The organism is Streptomyces sp. NPDC127119, assembly GCF_042677425.1.
In the GTDB taxonomy this organism is placed as follows: Bacteria; Actinomycetota; Actinomycetes; order Streptomycetales; family Streptomycetaceae; genus Streptomyces.
This window is the reverse complement of record NZ_JBHXTO010000005.1, coordinates 87,352-110,545: the sequence shown is the minus strand read 5'-3', so window position 1 is coordinate 110,545 and position 23,194 is coordinate 87,352. Positions and strand designations below refer to the sequence as shown.

The 23,194-nt window shown below is 72.3% G+C and carries 20 protein-coding genes and 1 pseudogene; 9 read left to right on the top strand and 12 right to left on the bottom strand.

Annotation, left to right across the window (positions count from 1 at the left end):
• Positions 1 to 283 precede the first annotated feature (283 nt).
• From ACFVH5_RS04345 to ACFVH5_RS04335, 3 genes are all read left to right on the top strand, one after another.
• On the top strand, positions 284 to 2,602 hold the full coding sequence (locus ACFVH5_RS04345) for a PEP/pyruvate-binding domain-containing protein (protein ID WP_385831952.1): 2,319 nt from the start codon (positions 284 to 286) through the stop codon (positions 2,600 to 2,602).
• A complete protein-coding gene (locus ACFVH5_RS04340; protein WP_385831951.1) occupies positions 2,599 to 3,507 on the top strand; it encodes a hypothetical protein in 909 nt (302 codons plus the stop codon). Before ACFVH5_RS04345 ends, ACFVH5_RS04340 begins: the two co-directional genes overlap by 4 nt.
• A 177-nt stretch (positions 3,508 to 3,684) precedes the next feature.
• Positions 3,685 to 4,419, top strand: a complete 735-nt coding sequence (locus ACFVH5_RS04335; RefSeq protein ID WP_385831949.1) for a beta-lactamase hydrolase domain-containing protein — start codon at positions 3,685 to 3,687, stop codon at positions 4,417 to 4,419.
• A gap of 77 nt (positions 4,420 to 4,496) precedes the next feature.
• On the opposite strand, the gene ACFVH5_RS04330 is transcribed toward ACFVH5_RS04335, so the two are convergent.
• Positions 4,497 to 4,760: a DUF397 domain-containing protein gene (locus ACFVH5_RS04330; RefSeq protein WP_107017598.1), complete on the bottom strand. Its 264-nt coding sequence runs from the start codon at positions 4,758 to 4,760 to the stop codon at positions 4,497 to 4,499.
• Positions 4,761 to 5,621 carry a helix-turn-helix transcriptional regulator gene (locus ACFVH5_RS04325; RefSeq protein ID WP_384809651.1) on the bottom strand — a complete coding sequence of 287 codons (861 nt, stop codon included), beginning with the start codon at positions 5,619 to 5,621 and terminating at the stop codon, positions 4,761 to 4,763.
• Positions 5,622 to 5,799: 178 nt separating this feature from the next.
• On the opposite strand from ACFVH5_RS04325, the gene ACFVH5_RS04320 reads away from it, so the two are divergent.
• From ACFVH5_RS04320 to ACFVH5_RS04310, 3 genes are all read left to right on the top strand, one after another.
• On the top strand, positions 5,800 to 6,399 hold the full coding sequence (locus ACFVH5_RS04320; RefSeq protein ID WP_385831948.1) for an ATP-binding protein: 600 nt from the start codon (positions 5,800 to 5,802) through the stop codon (positions 6,397 to 6,399).
• Between the two features lie 105 nt (positions 6,400 to 6,504).
• Complete coding sequence (locus tag ACFVH5_RS04315; protein ID WP_210883637.1) at positions 6,505 to 6,957, top strand: hypothetical protein; 453 nt, start codon at positions 6,505 to 6,507, stop codon at positions 6,955 to 6,957.
• Between the two features lie 566 nt (positions 6,958 to 7,523).
• Positions 7,524 to 9,386 carry an ABC transporter ATP-binding protein gene (locus ACFVH5_RS04310; protein ID WP_385832001.1) on the top strand — a complete coding sequence of 621 codons (1,863 nt, stop codon included), beginning with the start codon at positions 7,524 to 7,526 and terminating at the stop codon, positions 9,384 to 9,386.
• A gap of 40 nt (positions 9,387 to 9,426) precedes the next feature.
• Here ACFVH5_RS04310 and ACFVH5_RS04305 read toward each other — a convergent pair whose 3' ends face one another.
• The 3 genes from ACFVH5_RS04305 to ACFVH5_RS04295 all read right to left on the bottom strand — a co-directional run bounded on the left by ACFVH5_RS04305 (position 9,427) and on the right by ACFVH5_RS04295 (position 11,994).
• Positions 9,427 to 9,597, bottom strand: a complete 171-nt coding sequence (locus ACFVH5_RS04305; RefSeq protein ID WP_189770135.1) for a hypothetical protein — start codon at positions 9,595 to 9,597, stop codon at positions 9,427 to 9,429.
• Between the two features lie 145 nt (positions 9,598 to 9,742).
• Entirely contained in the window at positions 9,743 to 10,447 is a 705-nt protein-coding gene (locus ACFVH5_RS04300) for a DUF899 domain-containing protein (protein WP_385831946.1), read from the bottom strand.
• Between the two features lie 125 nt (positions 10,448 to 10,572).
• The gene (locus ACFVH5_RS04295; protein ID WP_385831945.1) at positions 10,573 to 11,994 is read right to left on the bottom strand and encodes an amidohydrolase; all 1,422 of its coding nucleotides are present in this window, start codon (positions 11,992 to 11,994) and stop codon (positions 10,573 to 10,575) included.
• Positions 11,995 to 12,164: 170 nt separating this feature from the next.
• Between ACFVH5_RS04295 and ACFVH5_RS04290 the strand changes: the two genes are divergently transcribed.
• Complete coding sequence (locus tag ACFVH5_RS04290; protein ID WP_385831943.1) at positions 12,165 to 13,121, top strand: endonuclease/exonuclease/phosphatase family protein; 957 nt, start codon at positions 12,165 to 12,167, stop codon at positions 13,119 to 13,121.
• Positions 13,122 to 13,203: 82 nt separating this feature from the next.
• On the opposite strand, the gene ACFVH5_RS04285 is transcribed toward ACFVH5_RS04290, so the two are convergent.
• The 4 genes from ACFVH5_RS04285 to ACFVH5_RS04270 form a co-directional block, all read right to left on the bottom strand.
• A complete protein-coding gene (locus ACFVH5_RS04285; protein ID WP_385831942.1) occupies positions 13,204 to 15,171 on the bottom strand; it encodes an FUSC family protein in 1,968 nt (655 codons plus the stop codon).
• Between the two features lie 720 nt (positions 15,172 to 15,891).
• The gene (locus tag ACFVH5_RS04280) at positions 15,892 to 16,623 is read right to left on the bottom strand and encodes a hypothetical protein (protein WP_189770126.1); all 732 of its coding nucleotides are present in this window, start codon (positions 16,621 to 16,623) and stop codon (positions 15,892 to 15,894) included.
• A gap of 58 nt (positions 16,624 to 16,681) precedes the next feature.
• On the bottom strand, positions 16,682 to 17,116 hold the full coding sequence (locus tag ACFVH5_RS04275; RefSeq protein WP_385831940.1) for a hypothetical protein: 435 nt from the start codon (positions 17,114 to 17,116) through the stop codon (positions 16,682 to 16,684).
• A 106-nt stretch (positions 17,117 to 17,222) separates the two neighbouring features.
• Positions 17,223 to 18,359, bottom strand: a complete 1,137-nt coding sequence (locus ACFVH5_RS04270) for a peptidoglycan recognition family protein (RefSeq protein ID WP_385831939.1) — start codon at positions 18,357 to 18,359, stop codon at positions 17,223 to 17,225.
• 194 nt (positions 18,360 to 18,553) lie between these two features.
• Between ACFVH5_RS04270 and ACFVH5_RS04265 the strand changes: the two are divergent.
• Positions 18,554 to 18,949, top strand: a pseudogene (locus ACFVH5_RS04265) (RidA family protein); the annotation flags it as partial.
• A gap of 105 nt (positions 18,950 to 19,054) precedes the next feature.
• Positions 19,055 to 19,669, top strand: a complete 615-nt coding sequence (locus ACFVH5_RS04260; protein WP_385831937.1) for a gamma carbonic anhydrase family protein — start codon at positions 19,055 to 19,057, stop codon at positions 19,667 to 19,669.
• A gap of 13 nt (positions 19,670 to 19,682) precedes the next feature.
• On the opposite strand, the gene ACFVH5_RS04255 is transcribed toward ACFVH5_RS04260, so the two are convergent.
• The 3 genes from ACFVH5_RS04255 to ACFVH5_RS04245 form a co-directional block, all read right to left on the bottom strand.
• On the bottom strand, positions 19,683 to 20,678 hold the full coding sequence (locus ACFVH5_RS04255; RefSeq protein WP_385831936.1) for a glycoside hydrolase family 6 protein: 996 nt from the start codon (positions 20,676 to 20,678) through the stop codon (positions 19,683 to 19,685).
• A 230-nt stretch (positions 20,679 to 20,908) separates the two neighbouring features.
• The gene (locus ACFVH5_RS04250; protein WP_385831934.1) at positions 20,909 to 21,625 is read right to left on the bottom strand and encodes an aspartate/glutamate racemase family protein; all 717 of its coding nucleotides are present in this window, start codon (positions 21,623 to 21,625) and stop codon (positions 20,909 to 20,911) included.
• 2 nt (positions 21,626 to 21,627) lie between these two features.
• Positions 21,628 to 23,139 (bottom strand): NCS1 family nucleobase:cation symporter-1, encoded by a 1,512-nt coding sequence (locus ACFVH5_RS04245; RefSeq protein ID WP_385831933.1) that lies wholly within the window; start codon positions 23,137 to 23,139, stop codon positions 21,628 to 21,630.
• Positions 23,140 to 23,194: the final 55 nt, after the last annotated feature.

Sequence of the window (23,194 nt, the reverse complement as noted above, 5' to 3'; positions counted from 1 at the left end):
AGACGACCCTGTGCCGGCCTGCGAGAGAACACGCGGTGGGATCATCGCTTCAGGAGGCGCGTTGTTGACGCGGCCGTTTCATCGGTCGGTTTCTTCGGCCGGTCCGGCAGGAACCCGCCCCCATCCTTCGTTCCGTCGTCAGGCGCAGGGCCACCCCCGCGCGTCCCCCCTGTTGGCGGCCGGTCCTGGAGGGTGCTCGATGACGACGGTTGACGAACGTCACGAAGACGGTGCGTGCGACGGGGAGGAACGGGGCGCACGCCGTCCCGCGTACGCCGTCCCCTTGAGCGATCCGCAGGCCACGCGCATCGTGCTCGCCGGTTCCAAGGCCGCGCATCTCGCCCGTGCGGCGAGGGCCGGGCTGCCTGTGCTGCCGGGGTTCGTCCTGCCGTGGAGCAACGGGCCACGGTCCACCGAGCCGGACGGCGCCGACGACGACCCACGGCAGAGCGAACCATGGCAGGGCGAACCGCGGCAGGGCGAACCTTGGCAGAGCGGCCCGTGGCAATCAGGCGACGGGGACTCCGAACAGCTGCGCCGCGCCTGGCGGCAGCTCTCCGACGGTGGCGCCCTCCCCCTCGTCGTACGGTCCTCGTCTCCGCAGGAGGACACGCAGGAGTCGTCCCTGGCGGGGCAGTTCGCGTCCGTGCTGGACGTGCGGGGTTGGCACGACTTCCGGGCGGCCGTACGGACCGTGCTCGACTCGGCCCACCGGCCGGACGGCTCGGTCGCACCGATGGCCGTGCTGGTCCAGCCCATGCTCACGGCCCGGGTGGGAGGGGTGCTGTTCGGCGCCGATCCCCTGGAGGGGCGGTCCGACCGGATGCTGGTGAGCGCGGTGCGCGGCGGACCGGACGCACTGGTCAGCGGCGAACAGCCGGGCACCACCTACTGGTTGACCCGGCGGGGCCGCCTGTCCCACACCGGCCCCGAGGGCGCCGAACAGCTGCTCGGGTCCACCGAACTGCGCCGACTCGCTCGGCTGGCCCGGCAGGCGCGCGGGGTCTTCGGCGGGCCGCAGGACATCGAGTTCGGGTTCGACGCGGCGGGGCGGCTGTGGCTGTTCCAGAGCCGCCCCATCACGGCGATGGCGGCGCGGCCCGCGCGCGGGGCACGACTGCTCGGTCCCGGCCCGGTCGCGGAGACCCTGCCGGATCAACTGGAGCCGTTGGAAAAGGACTTGTGGGTGGCGCCGATGGCACGGGGGCTGGCCGCCGCGCTCGACATCGGGGGCACCGCGCCACGGCGGCACCTGCGGGCGGTGCCGGTCGTCACGACGGTCGGCGGGCGGGCCGCGGCGGATCTGCGGCTGCTGGGCGCCGTCCCGCCACGGCATCGATGGGCGGCGCTGCTCAATCCGGCGCCGGGTGCCCGCAGGCTGGCCGCCGCGTGGCGGGTGGGCCGGCTGACCGCGGCGCTGCCCGGTCTCGCGACGGACCTGATCGCCGATGTCGACCGACGGCTCGCCGAGACACCGCCCCCGGACCGGCTCGCCCGTCGTGAACTCGTCGCCGCCCTGCGCTGGAGCCGGACCGTCCTGGTCTCGCTGCACGCCCAGGAAGCCCTCGCCGGCGCTCTGTTGCCCGAGACCCTGGCGACGGCCGTGGACAGGACATCGAACCCGGCATCGCGAACGGCCGCGGGTACGGCCCTCGCCGTCCTCGCGGAGGCGCGCGCCCGCGGCGTACCGGACCACCAGGTGGTGGCCCGGCAACCGCTGGTGCTGGCCTTGGTGGCTCCCAGCCTGAACCGGAACCTGAGACTCCCGGCGAGCCCCGCCAGCCCCGCCACCTCTGCCACCCCCGCCAGCCCCACCATCCCCGCCGGTCCCGCGGAGGTGGACGGCGGGCCCATCAGGCCAACGGCAGCCGCACTCCCCCTCCCCCCTCGTGAGTCCCTGCGGCTGCGCGTCCGCTGGGTTCAGGAGCTTCAGGTCCGGCTGGTACGGGACGCCGCGCGGCGACTGACCGTGCCTGGGGATCAGGCCCATGCTCCGGTCGGATCCAAAGTGGGGCTGCTGCGCTGGCCCGAACTCGTCGACGCGCTCGAACACGGCGTCCTGCCCGGTGATTTCGGGGAACGGCTGCCGAGGGCAACGTCGGCACCGCTGCCCGACGCGTTCCGACTCGCCGAGAACGGCACGGTCGTCGCCGAGCGCACGAAGGACAGAGGAGGCGGGGGCAAGGGCGGCGGGGGCGAGGGACAGGGCGTGTCCGGGGGCCGGGCCACCGGGACGGCCTGGGACGGCACCGGCCCACGACCACCGGACCCCGTGCTCGTCGTCCGCACGCTCGACCCCGCGCTCGCCCCGCTCCTGCCCGGGCTCGCGGGACTCGTCGCGCAGACCGGCAGCCCTCTCTCCCATCTGGCCGTTCTGGCAAGGGAGTTCGGTCTGCCCACGGTCGTCGGGGCCACGGACGCCGTACGCCGATTCCCGGCAGGCTCCCGCCTCACGGTCGACGGCGCCACCGGCGACGTACACCCGGACGGGGATGCACCCCCGGACAAGGAGGTACGCGCGGACGCCCCCGCATCCGTCCCCGCCCCCTCCCCTTCCTCCTCACCCTCACCCTCACCCTCACCCGGCCGAGGTACGCGATGAGGCGCGTCGCCTACCTCTTCGGCGGCGCGGCAGCCGCGGGCGCCGGTACGTACGTCGTCGTCTATCTCTACCGGTGGCAGTGGCAACGAGCCATCCTCTGCGGGGTGTTGCTGCTCGTCGTCGAGGTGCTGCTCCTCGGGATCGTGCTGCTCGGGCGGCTCGCGCGGATCGAGGAACGGATGCGCGACGCCGACCGGCGGCAGGAGGACGTCCTCGCGCGGTTGCGGGAGAAGGAGGCCCCGCCGGGTCCGGGCGGGAACCGGTTCCGCTGGCTGGAGGACGAACCGACCAGCCCCACCTACGTCTTCGTACCGGTCCTGATGGTCACCGGTGTGCTGCTCTCCGGGCTCGCCTGGCTCGTGCAGCGGATCGCGTCCGCCACGGCCCGGCCCACGGCGGAGCGGCGGCTGGCCGGGCGCCTCGCCGTCCTGGCCGCCCCCGATCCGGACGGCGGTACGGACCTGGACGACCTGCCGCCGCCGGGCGCCCGGCGGGACCGCGGCCGTACCCTGCGCGTACTCGCCGCGGGCGTGGTCGGAAGCGTACTGCTGGCGGCGCTCGTCGTCGGGCTCGCCGACCTCACGCAGACCCGCGAGGAGGAGGCGAGGGACTCCGAGGCGACCTCCCTGCTCCTGCGGATCGACATGCGCGGCGCGGGCATGACCGCCGAACGGCAGTCCCTCGCCGCGCGCCAGCTCTGGGAACGCTGCCGGGACTCGACGTCCGTACCGCTGAGCCGCGCCAGCCTCGGCGAACTGGGCGACGGGCTCTTCGCCGGAGTGGTCCGGCCCGCGCTGAGCGACCACGACCGTATGCGCCTGCGCGGCTGTCTGGAGGACACCGGCCTGGACCGTACGCACCTCACGGTGGTCGGTGTCGGCGACGCGGACGCGGACGACGACTGAGCCCGCCCGGCCACCGACGACGGGCGATGCCAGGGCACCACCCGTTGCCGACTCCCGGGCACCACCCGTTGTCGACCCCCAGGCACCACCCCTTGCCGACTCCCGGGCACCGCCCGCTGCCGGTGCCCGGGGTTACGATGCCGACGCGCGCCTCGTCCCCGAGCCTCCGGGTCGCCCATGGCTGTCCTCGCCCCGCCCCCGCCACCACCCCGCCTCACGCTGCCCGGGAGCCGTTCCCGCCGCACGCCGTGCCGGACCCTGCGCAGAACCCTGCCGCGCGCGCTCGCGGCCCTCGGCCTCTGCTATCTCGCCCTCTGGGCCACCGGCGCCCTGGGCGTCCTCGCGCTGTCGTACTGGGCGCGTGAACAGACACCGCCGCCCGCCGGGACCCACCCGGTGCGGGGGATCCACCACTTCCAGCCGGTGGACGCCGCAGGCGGGCTCTGGCGCGGTGGCGCCCCCTCGCCCGAGGGCTACCGGGAACTGGCCCGGCTCGGCTTCACCACCGTGGTCGACCTGCGCGCCGAGGACCTGTCCGCCGAGCGGCTCGCCGGACCGCGCAGGGCGGGCCTGGACGTCGTACGGCTGCCCGTGCGGGACGGACAGACCCCGACGCCGCACCAGGTCCGGCGCTTTCTGGGCGTCGTCGGTGCGGCCCCGGGGCCGGTGTTCGTGCACTGCGGGGCGGGAGTGGGCCGTACGGGGACGATGGCCGCGGCCTACCTCGTGCGGGCCGGGCGGGAATCCCCGTCGGGCGCGGTCCGCCGCAACCTCGCGGTCGGGCCGCCGTCCATCGAGCAGATCTACTACGCGCTGAGCCTCGGTCCGGACCGGGCCGAGCAGCCTCCGCTGTCGGTGGTGGCGGTCAGCAGGCTCGTGGACGCCCCGCGCCGCATGTGGTCCTGGTTCTGAAGCGGTTTCGGCTTCCCTGCGGCGACCGCCTGAAGAATCGGTTCTTCAGCAACCGGCCGGCGGATTCGCCGACGACCTCAGGAGAGCAGGAAGTCCGCCTCCCCCGCCTTGGCACCCTGAATGAACGCGGTCATCTCGCCGGGGGTGTAGATGAGGGCAGGACCGTCCGGGTCGGCCGACTGACGGACCGCGATCCGTCCGTCGGCGAGCTTCATCGCCTCCAGGCAGTTGCCGCCGTTCCCACCGCTCCACGGCTTGTGCCAGCCCTCGCTGCCCAGTTCCCTGGCGGGCATGCCGTTGTAGATCCGCGCGAGGCGTATCCGGGACTTGATGCGATCCATTCACAGCTCCTTGCGGAGATCCAGCAGGATCTCCTTCGTGCGATGTGCCGTGGCGGCCTGAGCCGCCATGCGGTCCATGACCTCGAGGTGGGTTGCCACCTCGGTACGCGCGTCCAGGTAGACGGCGCCGGTCAGGTACTCGCTGTAGACCATGTCCGGCAGTTCGGGCATGGCAAAGCGGAAGAGCACGAACGGCCCGTACGTGCCCGCGTGCGGCCCCGAGGAGAACGGGGCGACCTGCAGCGTCACGTTGGGCAGTGTCGTGGCTTCCAGCAGTCTGTCGATCTGGCCACGCATGACCTCCGGGCCGCCGACCGGGCGGCGCAGGGCGGTCTCGTCCATCACGGCCCAGAACCGGGGCGCGCCCTCGCGCGTCAGCAGCTCCTGGCGTTGCATGCGCAGCGCCACGTGCCGCTCGATGTCCTCGGGTCTGGTCTGGCCGACGGCGCCGGACCGCATGACGCCACGCGCGTACTCCTCGGTCTGCAGCACTCCGGGCACGAAGTGGGGTTCGTACGAACGGATGAGGGCGGCGGCGCCCTCCAGGCTCACGTACATCGAGAACCAGCCCGGCAGGATGTCGTGGAACCGCTGCCACCAGCCCGGCTGGTTCGCCTCCTCGGCGAGCATGACGAACGCGTCGGCCTCGTCGTCGGAGACGCCGTACGACTTCAGCAGGAGCTGAAGATACGGGATCTTGAGGGTTACCTCGGCCATCTCCATACGGCGGACGGTGGCGGCGGTGACACGCAGAATGCGTGCCGCCTCCTCACGCTTGAGCCCCGCGCGTTCCCGCAGGTCCAGCAGACGCCGTCCGAGGACGACCTGCCCCACCGTCGGCGCGGACCGCGGCTCGCTCACGTCCACCTCCACTTTTGTCCAGACAGCCGGGGCGGCGCCCGTTCGGGCCCCGTACGGGTACCCAACTGACGCCGCGCCACGTGCTGTTGCGAGCAGTGTGCCATGGCCATACCGCTCAGAACACTGCACTCTGCAATTTTCAGAGTGACACTTGCCAAGTGTTCACGACGGGGAGATAGTGGCAAACGTGATTCCGTCCGCGCCGTTAGGAACAGCCGCAGCCGTGAACCGAGACCGTCTTACTGCCACCGCCGGGGTACGCCCCGACACGGCGGCCGAGCGCCGGTTCCGCTTCGAGCTGGCCGCACACCCTGGCTCAGCAGCCCAGGCCCGGCACCTAACGCGGGCCCGGCTGTCGGGCTGGGCGGTCTGCGAGGACACCTGTGACACGGCAGAGCTCGTCGTCTCCGAACTGGTCACCAACGCCATCGTGCACACGGCGAGCCGCCATGTGGTGTGCGAGCTGCACGACGGCGCGGAACTGGTGCGGATAGCCGTCCGTGACGAGGGATGTGCGCCGGGTGAGCCCCACCCGTCGCCACAGCGTCCCGACGAGGAGCATGGGAGGGGACTGCTCCTCGTGGCGGCGATGTGCACTGCCTGGGGCGCCCAGGAAACCGGTCCCGGACTTCTGGTCTGGGCGGAACTGCCGCGGACGGCGAACAACGGCGTCGAGCCGCGGTCGGACCTGGGCTGGAGTGCGAGGAGCCGGCCGGCCCCTGCCGGCTCCTCGCAGACGGGGGTGCACATACCCCCGGCCGGGAATGAATGGTTCTGACCCGAATCGTTCCATCCCCGGCCGCCGGACGCAGGCGTCGCGACACCGAAGAGCCAGGACCGACCGGACGGGACCGAAGACATTGGGAACACGAGCGGGGGCTGCATGGGTGTGAGGGCTACCTCGGCCGGTACGCCAAGGGTGCTGAACCTGAACACGCTGGTCCGCATCGAGCGCGGCCGGACCGCGTCGGGCCCGGGCGCTTCGCGGCCACTGGCCGTGCCGGAGGGCATGCAGGCCCCGCTGGGCTGCGACGCGGTGGCGATGCCCGCGAGACTCGGCCCGCTGCTCATGCCCCGGCTGCCGCGCGTCGGCTGTGTGTACGCCGACAGCACGCACTGGTGGTGGCTCGTGCCCTCCGACTCGGATGTCGCACTGGAGTGGCCCTCGCCCGCGCACTACGCCACGGGAGCGCTCGTTCCCGCCTCGCCCACGTTCCCCGGGCTGATCCACACACCGGACGGCACGCTGCCGTACACCCCGCCGATCCCCCTCTACCTGGCCCTGTGCCGGGTGACCGGAACGCCACCGGCCTGGTCCCGCCCGATCAGCGCGTGACCCGTACGAGCTGATCCGTACGAGCTGATCCGTACGAGCGGATGTGCTCGGGCCCGCGATCCGTACGAGCGGATGTGCTCGGGCCCGATCCGTACGGCTCGATCCGTGATCCGTGCGGCCGGGCTTGCACGAGCTGATCCGTACGGGCAGGTGGGGTGCGGTCTGAGCGGGGCCGGAGCCCCCGCCCGGCACCCCGGGGCGCCCCCGGCCGATGGCCGGCCGGCCGACCCGTAGCCGAACCGTGCGCTCGCCGCGGTCGTCCCCCGCTCATTCCTCCGCCCCCCGGTGCGTGGAAGCACGCGTTCCAGGGGATGGCACCTCACGCGGCCGCAAGCGCCGGGCGTGCTCCGGATACGCCGTTCAGGAGCGGGCACGCGCCCTGCCCGGGAGCGCCCGGCCCCGCGATAGTGGCCGTTCGCCCTCGATCGGGGAGGTCATCGGTGGGGTCTGCCGAGTCGGTGGGATCGTCGAAAAGGGTCACGCGCGACAGCGAGAAACCCGGGGCGGACGGGCCCGAGCCCTCCGAGTCCGAGCGCCTTCTGTTCGGCGGTCCGCTCCGCTACGACATGGGCTGGTCGCAGCACTCCGACGCGTTCATGGAGCTGAACTTCCGTGCCATGGTGACGCGGCTGCCCGCCCTGCTCGCGGCCAGTTTCCGGCTGGCCTGGCAGGCGGACCGCCGGGCCGCGCGGACCGTCCTGGGCGCGGAGGTGGGCCGCGGTCTGGCCCAGGCGGTGAGTCTGCTGGCGGTCAACAGCGTCCTGGGCCGGCTGATGGCGAGCGGCCCGGTCGCGGACCGGCTCCGGGACGCGGCGCCCGCGCTCGTCACGGTCGCCGTGGTGACGCTCCTCGCCGCACTGCTGCGGGGCGCCTCCACGTACGCGACCGGCCGCCTCGAACCGAAGGTGGAGCGCGTCGCGACGGAGCTGTACCTGGAGCGGGCGGCGACGGTCGAACTGTCGGCGATCGAGGACGAGGCGTTCCACAAGCTGCTCGACACCGCGCAGTACGGCGCCTCGTCCGCCCGGCGCATGATCGGGATCGCCACGCGCGTGGTGAACGCGATGATCTCGCTGATCGCGGCGGCCGGCGTCCTCACCGTGCTGCATCCGGCGCTGCTGCCCCTGCTGATGACGATGACGCTGCCGAGCGCCTGGAGCGCGCTGACCATCGCCCGGCGCCGGTACGCGTCCTGGCACGCCTGGGTGCAGCACGCCCGGGCCGGCCGGCTGATCGGCAATCTGCTCACCGAGCCCGCCGCCGCGCCGGAGATCCGCGTCCACGGTGTCGGCCCGTTCCTGCTGCGGCACTTCCGCGCGATGTCGGAGGCCGCCGAGGCCGAGCAGGCCCGGCTCGCCCGTCTGGAGGCCCGGACGGGCCTGATCGCGGCCGCCTGGACCGGCCTCGCCACCGTGGCGACGTACGCGACCCTCGGCGGGCTGCTGCTGGCCGGGGCGATGGCGCTGTCCGTGGCGGGTACGGCGGTCATCGCGATCCGGACCGGTTCCGCGAACCTCGACACGCTCGTCCTGGAGGTCAACACCCTCCACGAGGAGGCCCTGTTCGTCGGGGATCTGCAGCGCCTGTACGTGGAGGCGGCCGAGCGCACGATCCCGGTCGGCGGCGCACTCCTGCCCGAGCGGCCGCGCGAGATCCGCTTCGAGAACGTCACGTTCACCTATCCGGGCAGCGCGGCCCGGCCCGCGCTGTCGGACCTGACGCTCAGCGTGCCGCTCGGCAAGATCGTGGCACTCGTCGGTGAGAACGGTTCGGGGAAGACCACCCTGGTCAAACTGCTGTCCGGCCTGTACGCCCCACAGCGCGGCCGGATCCTGTGGGACGACGTGGACGCGGCGACCGCCGACCGGCATCAGCTCGCGGAGCGGATCGCGATGGTGGCGCAGGACTTCAAACGGTGGCCGTTCACGGCCCGGGTGAACGTCGCGATCGGCCGGGCCTCGGCGCCGCTCACCGACGAGCGGCTGGGCACGTCGGTCGCGGAGGCGGGCGCGGAGGACGTGGTGGCGGATCTGCCGCGGGGCCTCGACACACTGCTGGCCCGGATGTTCAGCGGCGGGCACGAGCTGTCGGGCGGCCAGTGGCAGCGGCTCGGTATCGCGCGGGCGGCGTACCGGCGGGGCGCGATCCTGGTCGTGGACGAGCCGACGGCGGCCCTCGACGCGCGTGCCGAACTGGAGGTCTTCGAGAAGATCCGGGCCCTGGCGGGTACCGGTCAGACGGTCATTCTCATCACGCACCGGCTGGCGTCGGTGCGCCATGCCGATCTGGTGCACGTCCTCGACCAGGGCCGTCTCGTGGAATCCGGCACTCCGGACGAGCTCCTCTCCACGGGTGGCGTCTACGCCGAGCTGTACGGACTGCAGGCGGAGCAGTTCTCGGTGCAGGTACCGGCGCCGAAAGCGGGGTGAGACCCCCGGCGGCCGGCATGGCGGCGCACGCTCGACCGCCCTACTCGACGAGTTCCCGCACGACGACCAGGAAGGTGTCCGTCGACAGGTCCATCACGACGTCCACGTGCTGCCCCTCAAGGCGGCGCGCCTGCGCGAACTCCTCCGCGGGCCAGGAACCACGCGGCCCACCGGCCGGAAAGCGCTCCAGCACCGTTCGACCGTTCAACATCCTGTACCTCCATGTAGCGCTGCTCTCGTGAGAGCCCTTGAAGAGTTAAACGCTCATCATGGGGTGAAGGTCTCGCGAAGTGACGTTACTGAGACGTAGTCGACACACGGTCACAACGGATGGGGGAACTTCCGGGCGACCGCGCTCAGTCCTCGTACTCGTCGTGATACCGGATGCGCTCGCTGCCCGCGGGCGCCCCCAGTGCCGACGCGCGCCCCTCGGGCTTCTCCCACTCCTCCTGCCGGCCGAGCGCGGTGAGGTCCAGGAGACTCGTGGTGGAGCCCAGCCCGTCGAGTCCGCGCGCGTACGTCGAGTACGTGTGGAAGATCCGCTCCCGCTCCCGCAGGAAACAGCTCACTCCCGGCCGCTCGTAGGGCTCCTGGCCGTCGTCGCCCGCGCCCGTCGTGAACGAGGCCCGGAAATCGTGGTTGAAGTCGTTGTCGTACGACGAGTACCAGGGCAGCGTCCATCCCATCCGCGCCTTGAAGGGCAGGATCTTCGTGTACGGCGCCCTGGAGATCACCGCGAACTCGGTGCCCCGCGCGCGCAGATGCGCCAGGTGCCCGAGCTGGTCGACGAACGCCGAGCAGCTGCGGCAGCCCGCGTCCCACTCGGGCGCGAACATGAAGTGGTAGACGACGAGTTGCTGCCGCCCTTCGAAGAGCTCCAGCAGCGTCGCCTTGCCGTCGCCGCCCTCGAAGACGTACTCCTTGTCGATCTCGACCATGGGCAGCCGCCGCCGGTCGGCGTTGAGCGCGTCCCTGGCCCGGGTCGCGGCCTTCTCCCTGACCAGCAGTTCCTCGCGCGCGGCCTGCCATTGGTCGCGCGACACGATCCGCGGAAGCGTCATCGCTACTCCTTCGGTGCGGTGCCTTGTCAGGGGTGGACCGGAGGAAGCGCCGGAACTCATCGGTGGGCCGGACATTCTTTTCGGAGATTCTTTTCCGGGCCCGCCGGCGGAGGCCGGGGTGCGTCTCAGGTCTCGTACTCCTGGATCCGCCTGCCGTGGGCGCGGTTGATCAGGGCGGGCATGCGTTCGTTCATCTCCCGTACCACCGACGGGACATCGAGGGTCAGGAGTTCCCGGTCCCGCATGAGGATCCGCCCGTCGACGATCGTCGTGCGTACGTCACCGGAGCGGGCGCTGTGCACGAGGGTGGCGGCGAGATCGTGCACGGGCTGGGTGTGCGGGCCGCTCAGGTCCACCAGGACGATGTCGGCCCTGCGGCCCGGTGCGAGGCTGCCGATCCGCTCACCGAGCCCGACCGCCCGGGCGCTCTGCAGCGTCGCGTGGTGCAGCGCCTGACGGGACGTGAGCCGGCGCGGGTCGGCCTCGGTGAACTTCTGCGCCAGCGCGGTGAGCGCCATGGACTCCCATACGTCCAGGGAGTTGTTGGAGGCGGCCCCGTCCGTGGCGAGCCCCACGGGGATGCCCAGTTCGCGCAGGGCGCGTACCGGAGTGGTCGTGGGCCAGCCGAACTTGAGATAGCCGCGGGGTGCGCTGGCCACGCCGATACGGCCGGTCGCGCGGGCGAGGACGGGGAGGTCGCGCTCCACGATGCCGGTGCCGTGCGCGAGAAGCAGATCGGTGTCGAGGAGACCGGCCCCGGCCAGGATCTCGATCGGGGTACGGCCGTGGCGGGCGAGGCTCGCGTCGGTCTGGTCGCGGTTCTCGGCGGCGTGGATGTGCACGGGCAGGCCGTGTTCGCGGGCGAGCCGGGCGGTCGCGGCGAGGTCGGCGTCGTCCACGGTGTAGGGCGCGTGCGGGGCGAGCGAGGTGGTGATCCGGCCGTCGGCGGTGTCGCGGTGCCTCAGGGCGAAGTCGAGCGACCGCTCACGGCCCTCGGCGCCCTGGGAGGAGAAGAAGGCCTGCCCGAGGTTGGCGCGCAGCCCGCTCTCGGCGGTCACGGCGGCGACGGTGTCCATCGAGAAGTAGTGGTCCGCGAAGCAGGTGACCCCGCCGCGGATCATCTCGGCGCAGGCCAGCCGCGCCCCCAACTCGATGTCCCGCTCCTGGAGGTTGGACTCGATGGGCCAGACGATGTCGTTGAACCACTCGTCGATGGGCAGGTCCTCCGCGATGCCGCGCAGGGTCACCATCGGGGTGTGCGTATGGCAGTTGACCAGGCCGGGCATCGCGACCTGGCCACGGGCGTCGAGGTGCTCGGCGCCGGCGGGGCCGGCTGGGAGGAGGTCGGCCGGGTCGCCGGTGATCGTCTCGATACGGCCGCCGCGTACGACGATGGTGGCGTCCTCGACGAAGCCGATCTGTTCGCGTTCGTCGTGGACGAGGGCGGTGCATCCGGTGATGACGAGATCGGCGGCCCCGGGTGCGCGGGCGGCCGGGGAATCCGGTGGGCCGGTCTTCGCGTCGGGCGTGGGCTCGGGCGAGGTCATCACGCCACGGTACGGCGGGATCGTGCCGCCGGGTGACGTGAACCGCGCATCCTGTCCCCGCCCTGTCCCGGGGCCGGTTTCGCGCGCACTCTGAGCCCGAGGACCGTCCCTCGGCCTCACCATTCGACGGGCGGCGCCCTTGGGGAGGCCCGTCCGGGAAGGAGCCCGGCATGCTCCTCGGCACCTGGAACCTGGAGAACCTGTACCGGCCCGGCGGGGCGTTCGGCCCGCGTACCGAGGCCGCGTACGAGGCGAAGCTCACCAGGCTGGCCGGGGTCGTCAGGGAACTCGATCCCACGCTGCTCGGGGTGCAGGAGGTCGGCGACCCGGCCGCGCTGGAGGACCTGGCCGGGATGCTGGACGGCGACTGGCACATCGTGCTCTCGGCGCATCCGGACGGCCGGGGCATCCGCGTCGGCTTCCTCAGCCGGCCGGCGGCGCGGACGGTCATCGACACCAATGAGTTCCCCGCGCCGCTGCGGCCCGTCCAGGGCGACGACGACGGCGAACCGGTGCCCCGGACGGGCCGCGGGTTCCTGGCGGTGGAGGTGGTGGTTCCGGGCACGGACGTGACCCTGTCGGTGGCGGTCTGCCATCTGAAGTCGAAGCTGCTGACGTACCCGGGCGGGCGGTTCCAGCCACGGAACGAGGGCGAACGGGCCCGCTACGGCGCGTACGCCCTGTACCGGAGGGCCGCCGAGGCGACGACGCTGCGTGCCGTCGCCGACCGTCTCCTGGACGGCAGGGGCAAGGAGCGGGACGTGGCCGTGCTCGGCGACCTCAACGACGAGGTCACCGCCGCGACGACACAGATCCTGCAGGGCCCGCCCGGCTCCGAGATCGGCACCCCCGGGTTCGACCGGCCCGACCGGGGTGACGCGGTCCGGCTCTGGAACATCGCTCCGCTCATCCCGGAGAAGCAGCGTTTCTCCCGTATCCACGCCGGGCGCCCCGAACTGATCGACCACATCCTGGTCAGCCATCGGCTCCTCGACCGGGTGACCGGGGCGGGGACGGGGGTGCCGCTCCAGGAGACACCGCTGCCGTCGGTCGACGACGATCCGGGCGACCGCCGGGACGCCGGCGGCTCGGACCACGCACCGGTGTGGGCACGGACAGCACCCTGAGCGGCGCCCCAAAGGGGCGCGGGGAACTGCGCGCCCAGCCACGACGCACCCGCAGACAACGTCCCCAGGCTCAGGTGCCGGCTCAGGCGCTGCGCAACCCCGCGGGGACGGCCGCAGCAAGCCCCGCGTACTCCCGCCGATCCACGAGTTCGTCGAGAAGGGCGGCGAGCCGCTCGGTGTGCCGCGGGGTGAGCCGTCCCGTGTCGTCGAGATGCACTGCGCACGCGGTGGTGGTGTCCACGAGACGTTCGAGCGTGGCCGCGACCTCGTCGGTGCCCGCCGTGTGCCGGGCCAGGGTCGGAAGCTCGGCGGCGGAACGGTCGATCGCCGCGCGGGCCTCCGCCAGCGTCCGGTAGGCCTCGCGGCGCAACGCCCAGCGGGTGGCCCGGTCGTCGGCACCGCCACGGTCGGCACCTCCGCGGTCGGCGCCCCCGTCGGCGACACCGTCGACGCCGCTCAGGACATGCGTGAGGTAGGCGTGCGCCGCGTCGGTGGCGGACGCCAGCCGGGCCCGTACGTTCCCGCCGCGCTGCCCCGGCGCCGGGAGATGCCCGACGACGAGCACGATCGCGCAGGCCAGCAGCGTCTCGCCGATGCGGCTCCAGGAGGCCTCCGGCTCGCCGCCGACCATGACGAGGGCGAGCACGAGGACGGTGACGACGGCCGTCTGCGCGGCGAAGTGCCGGGTGGCGACGGGGATGAGGGCCCCACTGACCGCCACGAGCGCGACCAGCCCCTCCGGCCGGGGCAGCACGGCCGCGAAGCCCGCGAAGACGAGGGCGCCCAGGACGGTACCGGCCGCCCGGTTCAGTACGCGCGAGACGAGCGGACCGAGATCCGGCTTCACGAGGAACACGGCGGTCGCGGGCAGCCAGTACCAGTGGACGTGGTGCAGTGCCTGCGCGACGGCGACGGCGGCGCCGTAGCAGAGGGCCACGCGGAGGCCGTACTCCCGCCCTCCGGTCCCGGTGACGGCCCGCAGGAGCACCCCGGCGCGCAGGGGCCGCAGATGCAGGCCCTTGTGGGCGGTCCGCTCGGCGCCGAGCCCGAGGGGATGACTCCCGCTCGTCCTCCGGGGGCGCGGGCCGCCGCGGTCGAAGGTCTCGGCGGCGTGCAGCAGGGCGTCGTCGAGGGCCCGCAGCCCGGGGACGGTCCGGGCGGGCGCGGGCAGCGGCCCGCAGGGCTCGCCGGTCCGCACGGCGACGGCGAGCCGCCGCGGCCCCTGGGCCGTGCGGGCGGGCAGCGCCTCTCCGGCCCAGGCCAGCGCGGTCGCGGCCTCGGCGAGCGGCAACGCGGCGGCGTACTGCGCCCGCAGCCGCCGCTCGGCCGCGGAACTGGCGTACCGCCGCAGCCGTGGCCCCGCCAGCGCGTCCTGGGCGTGGTCGAGCGCGGCGGTCAGCGCGGCCCGCCGGCCACCCGCCTGCTCCCCGCCCACGGCCGCGAGCAGTTCGGCGATCGCGTCGTACACACCGGCGACCCCGGCGCGCTCCCCGTCGAAGCGGAAGTCGTTGGCCAGCGCCCCGGGCGTGGGCAGCGCGAGCCGCAGCACGATCAGCCAGCCGGTACCGGCGAGGAAGAACAGGGCCCGCTGCCAGCCGGGTTCGGGCAGCGGCATCCCTGCGCCGATGGCCGCGGCGACGAGCAGCTGGGTCCCGGCCCCGGACGCCACGGGCCCCACCGCGCTGACGGCCCCGGCGAGCAGCCCGAGCGCGGTGAGCGTCAGGGTCAGCGGGGCGGCGCCGAGTCCCTCACCGGCGTACGTGCCGACGGCGATCCCGGCCGCTCCGGCCAGCCCGGGTACGCCGATCCGGGGCACGGCGGTGCGCCGGCTCCCCGGCCGGTCGTTGATCCCGGCGAACATGGCTCCGAGGGCGGCCATGACACCGAGGGGCTCCCGCCCCACGAGAACGGCCACGACGAGCAGGGGCCCGGCGGCCAGCACCCCACGCAGCACGGCGTTCCACGGCACGGGCCCCCGCTGCGCGCGCAGCGCGTGCGTGAGCCAGGGCGGGAAGACGACGGGGAGGACGTTGAGCAACGGTCGCGGCACGGGCACGGGGCTCCTGTCGGGACGAGGGCGGTTGCGGGTGGCATGCCTTCGGGCGACGTCGGCCGGGCGGTGGGTGCGGTCCTTGCTTGCTTCTTTACGGTGGATCGGTTCTCTGCGGTGGAGCGGGCCCTCTGCGGAGGGCCGGTTCTCCACGGTAGATCGCGTTCGGCGGCGAAACCGGACATGAGCGTTTCCACGGTGTGACGATTTCGGCGAAAGCCGGGTTCTTTATGAACGCAATCTCGGGCGCGAGTGCAATCTCAAGCGCGAGTACGAGTTCGAGCACGAGTACGGGCGCGAGTGCGCCGGCCCGGAAAGAGGAGCGGGCCCGGGGGCGTAGCCGGCCCCCGAGCCCTGTGATGCCACCCATGCGGCACGCCGGCACGCTTGAGGACCCAGGTCAGTTTCATGTCGCCGCGTCCTGCCTTTGGACCACCGCACATCGAGCTGTGCGGGCCGGACTTGAACCGGCATTTCGACGCCCGGAGCCTGGGTCCGGTCGATCCGGCGATCGGCGGCGAATGCTGAGTCTGGAGCAATAGTCTGAGATTGAGCGCGGTCTGCCTCTGCCGATTGGGCTACCGCGGCGCGTAAGTGCCGCGGGGAGGACTTGAACCTCCACTGAAACCGCGCAGTCACGACAAGCTTCAGGTTCAGCTTGCGCTCCTCGCGCACCCCGGCCGTCGACCTTCATAGGCGATGGCCGGGGAGTTGTTGAGGCTACCCGAACAGGTAGCCGAACACGGCGTCTCCGACGCGCTCGTCGGTGACCTCCGCGCCGTTCGCCTCTTCCCGGGCGAACTTGACGGCCTGCTGCAGCTTCTCCACCCGGTCGAGCAGCTCGTTGACGCGCCGCGCGGGCAGGGCGCCGGAGAACTTCACGGTCGTCCAGTACCCGACGGGGATGTCCTCGTAGTACACCTCGACCTGGGCGGGGTGCTTGTCGGTGGCCTCGGCCTTGACGTGGTTCCGCGGGACCTTCTTCGTACGGAGGGTCCGCACCGGCTCGGTCTTCCACGCGTCGGTCGACGGGTCCTGGACCCACGACTCGGAGGCGTCGAGCACGGGCAGCTTCCGTACGAAGGTGTTGAGATCGGTGAGCTGCTTCTCGAGGAAGAGCAGGTACGACACCGGAACGTCGGCGACGAGCACCCGTCCGTCGACCTTGACGTCCGCGCGGGCCGTGCAGTTGGCCCAGTCCTTGGTGGCGGTCACGTCGAACAGCCGGGTCAGCGTGGCCGCGGTGTCCCGCAGCACGTTCTCGGCCTGCACCTGCACGCGGGTCGACTCGGGCGGCAACTGCTCGCCCTCTTCGTCCTTGGGCTGGTACGTACGCGAGATGCCGGCCAGCAGGGCGGGCTTCTGCAGCCCGTGATGCGCGGCCGTCAGGTCCTGATGCGACTTGGACTTGACGCCCTTCTCCACTGCGATGATCTGATTGAGTTTCGCCACGTCGGTGACGGTAGCAGTGCGGACGGGGCCTGATCGAAGGGTTATTCGACGAACCGCGTCACGTACGGCGCCAGGACTCCCCGATCGTCTGCCCTCCGCCGAACGTGCCTCCCTGCACCACGACACCGTGGGACACCCCGCCACTGAACGTGTTGTGGACATTGAGTGTCGTGGGGGTCGTGGACTGCGGGCTCAACTCATCGAGGATCGCTCGCAGTTCGGCCGCCGCCGCCGGATCGTCGCGGAGGGTCCGCCGCAGTCTGACGCGCCAGGACGCCTGGACGTCGGCCGCCGCGTCCTCGTCGTCGGCGTCCCGCGCCGCGACCAGATCCGCGCGCGACTCCTCCAACTCCCCCTGGACCACCTCCTCGTCGCGCCCCCGCGAGCAGAGGGCGACGACCCGGTCCCGTACGTTCCCCCACCCGTCGGTCACCATCTGCTGCACGAGAGCCGTGGCCCCCGCAGCCGCCAGCGCCGCCAACTCCGCGTCCATGGGGCCCCCTTCGTCGCGCGTCCGGGGACCCACGGTAGCGGGAGCGGCACGGACGGCAACCCCGTACCGGCAGGGCGCGCCCGCCGGGGACGCGCCCTCCCCGGACTCAGCTGGCCGCCGCCGCCTTCCGCAAAGCCGCCAGCTCTCCGTACATCACCGCCCCCGGGCACTCCGTCGCCAGCCAGTCGCGGTGGCCGCTGATCTCGTCGACCTCCTTCTTCGCGCCGCTGATCGGGTTGGTGTACGTGACCTTCGCCTGCGGGTCGACCCCGTGGAAGCGGACCAGGGACCGGACCAGGCCGGTGAGGGCGTCGCGGGCGGCGGCGGTCGGGCCCTGTTTCACCAGGTTGCCGATCAGGGCGATGCCGAGGTTGCCCGCGTTGTAGCCGCCGGTGTGGAAGGCGGTCACGAGTTTGCCGTTCGCGTCATGGGCGGGCGTACCGCCCTCGCCCGAGTAACGGCCTTCGTAGATCTCGCCCTTCTCGTCGACGAGGAAGTGGTAGCCGATGTCGCCCCAGTCGTTGGTGACCGCGTGCAGGTGGTACATCGCGCGCACCGTGGCGGCAGGGTTCGCGTCACCGTTGGCCGTGGCGGTGTGGTGCACCGTGAGGGTCTGGAACGTGTAGTACGTCCGCGGCGAGTTCTCCGTGCCGTCCGCCTTGAAGCGGAGCCTCTCGTCCGCGCCCCAGGCCGCGCGCGAGAGGTAGGCGACGCCGCGCAGCCGGGTGCGGTCCCGGGGCACGGCGACCTTGCGCGCCGGGCCCCGGGTGGTGTCGAGGGCCGTCGACCGCAGATCCGTCGCGCCGTCCGGGGCCTTCAGCTCGTAACCCGACGCCCGGTCCACGGGGATGAGCAGTGCGCCACCGTCGCTGTCCGAACAGCCGTCGTCGCTCAGGGCCTGCCAGTCCCCCTTTCCTCCGTCGGCGTCGGTCAGCCGGATGCCGCCGCCGGTCGCCTCGCGGGGGCCGGTCCAGCGCACCCCCACGTAGCCGATGGGGAAGGCGGCCTCGACGGGTGCTTCACCCGTGGCCGTCTCGGCGCGGGTCCTGGGGAACGACTCGGAGGTCGTACCGGGTTCCGGAGCGGCGGTGTCCGCGGCAGCCGCTTCCGCAGCTGTGTCGGCCAGCACGGCGGGAGTGATCGCGGCGCCCGCCGCGACCGCGCCCGCGGCGCCGATCAGCCCGCGCCGCGTGACGCGTGACCCGGCGCGGTGGGAGCCGGGAGGAAGGGAGGGAACAGTCATGGGGTTCCTTTGGTCTTGCCGGTCGTTCCTGCCACGTTTGAAGGTGCAAAGACGCAAAGGATCATAGGTCGGCGACCGGGCAGATATTCGGATGCGGCGCCGTGCGCCGAGACCGCATCATCGGCCCAGCTGTCCACCTGCCCACCGCCCGCTGTCCCGCCCCTGCTCCTGCCCCGCCCCGAAAGGCGTCCACCGTGCTGAAGCGCGTCACCGTCCCCAGTCTTTTCGCGCCACCCACCTACGCCCACGCCTCCGTGGTCGAGGCCGGCACGCGCCTCGCGCTGCTCGCCGGGTCCGTGCCCCTCGACGCGGACGGTGAACTCGTCGGCTCCGGCGACCCCGTACGCCAGGCCGAGCAGGTGATCGCGAACCTGGGTGAGCAGCTGCGCGCGGTCGGCAGCGAGTTCGAGCATGTCGCGTACACCGACGTGTACGTGGTGAGCGCCGACCCCGCCGTGCTCTCCGCGGTCTGGGAGGTCGTGGAGGCCTCCCGGCTCAGCGTCGGCCCGCACGCCTCCACCCTCCTCGGCGTCGCCTGTCTCGGCTATCCGGGCCAGCTCGTGGAGATCACCGCGACAGCCGTGGTCCCGGGCGCCGCCCCCGACCAGAGCCAGAGCCTGAGTCCGAATCCGAATCCGAGTCCGAGTCCGAATCCGGCCCAGGGCTCCGATGGCGAACGCGCCTAAGGTCGTCCCATGTTGATCGAGCACCGCGGGCAGCGCCCGGTCGTCCCGGCCTCCGCCTATGTCGCCCCGTCGGCCGTCCTCTGCGGCGCCGTCACCCTCGGCGAGGGCGCCCGCGTCCTGCACGGGGCCGTGCTCACGGCGGAGGACGGAGAGGTACGGACCGGCGCGGACGTCGTCATCATGGAGAACGCCCTGGTACGGGGCCGCCACCGGCACCCCGCGATCATCGGGAACGCCGTGCTCATCGGCCCGCACGCCCACGTGAACGGCGCCCGCGTCGAGGACGAGGTCTTCGTGGCCACCGGCGCCTCCGTCTTCCCCGGAGCCGTCGTGGGCGCCGGTTCGGAGCTGCGGATCAACAGCGTGCTGCACGCGAACTCGGTGCTGGCGCCCGGCACGGTCGTCCCCATCGGCTGGATCGCGGCCGGTGCCCCGCAGGCGCGGCTCTTCTCACCCGACCAGCACGACGAACTGTGGGAAGTACAGAGGGAACTGGACTTCCCGGGCACGGTCTACGGCGTCCCCCGCGGCACCTCGATGCGGGACGTCATGGCCCGCCAGTCCGATCACTTCGGCGCCCACCTCGACGACCGCGTCATCCAGGAGGACCCCGGGACCGGCTGAGGACCCGGCCCGCTCAGTCCCGGGCATTTCGCGCGAGGCCCAGCGCGTACGACGGCCACCACTGGCCGGCCGCCGGGCCGCCCCCGCAGGTGCCGTCCGACTCGCCGGGCCGCTTGACCCACAGATAGGCGTCGATCAGCGGAGCGCCCGTGACCGTGGTGGGTGCCACGCCCAGCGCCCGGCCCGGCGGGTTGCACCAGGAATCCGTACCGGTCCAGGGTCCGTTGCCGTTGCGGCTGCTGTCGATCACGAAGTGCTTGCCGCCGAGGGCCGCGGACAGCTTGTCGCCGTACGCCGAACTGTCGGCGTCCGTACGGAAGTTGGAGACGTTCAGCGCGAAGCCGTCGGCGCGGGCGATGCCCGACTGCTTCAGCGGCGCGATCAGCCTCGACGTGTCCGGGTGCCAGGCGGGGTTGCCCGCGTCGAGATAGACACGGGTGTTCGGCTGCCGCTTGAACCGGTCGACGGCGTACGCGAGCAGTGCGTACCGCTCCTCCGGGACGACCCGGCCGCAGCCGTCCACGCTGTGCGCCACCGCGTCCGGTTCGACGATCACGTAGGCGCCCCGCTCCCCGAGCCCCGCCGCGAACTCGTCGACCCACCGCCGGTAGCCCGTCGCGCTCCAGGCTCCGCCGCCCGAGTAGGAACCGCAGTCGCGGTACGGGATGTAGTAGGCGACGAGTACCGCCGTACGCCCTTCCCGTGCGGCGGCGGTGGTGCGGGCCTCCACGACGGCCCGGGGCTCCGAGCCGACGAGCCACTCGGCCTGGGGACGGGTGGAGATACGTTCCATCAGCAGGGCGTCCGCGGTCCGTCCCGTACGACGCCACTCGACTGCCTGCCGGGCGGCGCTGGACTCGGGGTTCACCCAGAGGGCGGCTTCGGCGTCCGCCCCTGACACCCCACCGCCTCCCCACAGGACGGTCCACACGGCCGCCCCCGTCGCGACGAGCCCGACGGCGACCGTCCGAACCCGAACCCGAACCCGCGTCCGCATCCGAAGCCGCATCCGCACACGGGAACAGGTCCGGGCCGGCGCCCGGAGACCGGCCCGGACCCGGTCGCGGAAACAGGTACCGGTTCCGACAGCTGGGGCCACGACCGACTCCGTTCCCACCGCCGTCGGCATGGGCGGCGGCTCGTCCGCGAGGCGCCGGACCGGGCGCCGGCCGCTCTCACAGGGAGTCTGCGGTCACCCTCGGCACACCGCCACGCCCGCCGCATCCGCGGCACGGGGAATCACTCCGACGGCGGCGTCCAGATCCGCCGCTTCGGCAGCGGCTTCGCGTAACCGCCCGCGCGGCTCGTCGTGAGGCCCAGGGAGACGAGCGACTCGGCGAGCTTCACCGCGGCGCCCACGCCGTCGACGACAGGCAGTCCCAGCTTCTCCCCCACGGCCCGCTGCAGGCCGGTCATCCCGGCGCACCCGAGGACCAGGACCTCGGCGCCGGCGTCCCTGGCCCGTTCGGCCGCGGCGACGAAGGCCGCTTCCGTACGTTCCTGGTCGCCGAGGTCGAGCACACCGAGCCCGGTACCCACGACCACGGCGCAGTTCCGGGCGACCCCCGCCGTGTACAGGCTGTCCTCGATCTGCCCGGCCGAGCGCTCCAGCGTGGTGACGACTCCGTACCGCCGTCCGAGCAGGCAGGCGAGGTGGGCGGCGGCCTCGGTGATGTCGACGACGGGTACGTCCACGAGTTCCCGTACGCCCTCGCGCCCGTGCTCCCCGAAGCCGGCCATGACGACGGCGTCGTACGGGCCCTCGTACGTGCGCAGGGTGTCGAGGACGGCGGCGGCCGACAGGTAGCTGTCGAGCCAGCCCTCCGCGGACTCGGGCCCCCAGGCGGGGGTGAGTCCGAGCACGGTGGTGCCCGGGCCTGCGGCGGCCCGGGCACCTCGCACGATCTCCTCGGTCATCCCCTGCGTCGTATTGCAGTTGGTGACGACGATCCGCACGCTCAGCCCTCCTGGGGAGTGACGGCCGGAGCAGCGGCCGGAGTGGTGACCGACTCGGACACGACGGTGTCGGCGGCGGCGCGCTCGGAGCGGCACAGCAGCGCGTACAGACCGGCGGCCAGCGCCGTACCGATGAACCAGGAGTACGGGGCCACGTCGCTGAAGGTCTTCACCAGCGCGAGGACCGCCGAGACCGCGGCCGCGGGCAGGAACGCCCACAGGGCCTTGGGGTTGACGCCCTTGCGGTAGTAGTAGCGCGACCCGGGCCGGGCGTTGAACAGTTCGTTCACGTCGATGCGGCCGTGCTTGACCCAGAAGTAGTCGAGCATGATCACGCCGAACAGCGGGCCGAGGAAGGCGCCGAGGCCGCCGAGGAAGTAGTTGACGACGGTGGGGTTGGAGAAGAGGTTCCACGGGGTCACGACCAGCGCGGCGACCGTGCTGATCATGCCGCCGATCTTGAAGGTGATCTTCTGCGGCCAGACGTTGGCCAGGTCGTACGCGGGTGAGACGAAGTTGGCGACGATGTTGACGCCCATGGTGGCGATGGCGAAGGTCAGCGCGCCCAGGATGAGCACCCACTTGTTGCCGATCTCGGCGACGAGGTGGGCGGGGTCGGTGATGGCCTTGCCGAACACCTCGATGGAACCGGCCGTGACGATGACCGACACGATCACGAAGGCGGTCGAGTTGATCGGCAGACCCCAGAAGTTGCCGCGCTTGACCGTCCGGTAGCTGGGTGCGAACCGCGAGAAGTCGCAGAAGTTGAGCATCAGCGTGCCGTACGTGGCGAGGATCAGGCCGATCGCGCCGAACCACTGCCGCCACTGCTCACCCACGGAGACCGGGTTCGGGGTCGAGGTGAGCGAGATGGTCCAGCCGGCCTTCGCGAGGATCCAGATGGCGAGCGCGATCATCACGAGCCAGATCGCGGGACCGCAGAAGTCCTGGAACTTCCGTACGGATTCCATGCCCTGGCTGATGATGAGCGCCTGGACCAGCCACAGCGAGACGAAGGACAGCCAGCCGAGCGCGTCGAGGCCGAGGAACGAGTTGTGCGTCCAGGATTCCAGCCCCGGCCAGGCCGCGAGCAGCATGATGTTGACGGCGACGGAGGCCAGATAGGTCTGGATGCCGTACCACATGATGGCGATGACGGCCCTGATCAGCGCCGGTATGTTGGCGCCCCAGACGCCGAAACTGATGCGGCTGATGACCGGGAAGGGCACGCCGTGGGCCTGCCCGATCTTCCCCATCCAGTTCATGCCGATGTAGATGAGCACGAAGCCGACGAGCAGGGACGTGAAGATCTGCCACACGTTCATGCCGAGGACCAGCAGCCCGGCCGCGAACGTGTAGTTGCCGAGGTTGTGGACGTCGGACATCCACATGGCGAAGAGGTCGAACACCTTCCAGTTGCGCTTGCCCGCGGGGGCGAGGTCTTCGTTGGTGAGCCTGGGATCGGGGACGAATGCCGGCGTGCCGGTGGCTGCGGCGGGATCGGCGAGTGACACAGGGCCTCCATGAGCGTGGTCGGGGACGACGGGAGGATCTGGAGTGGGGGGAGGG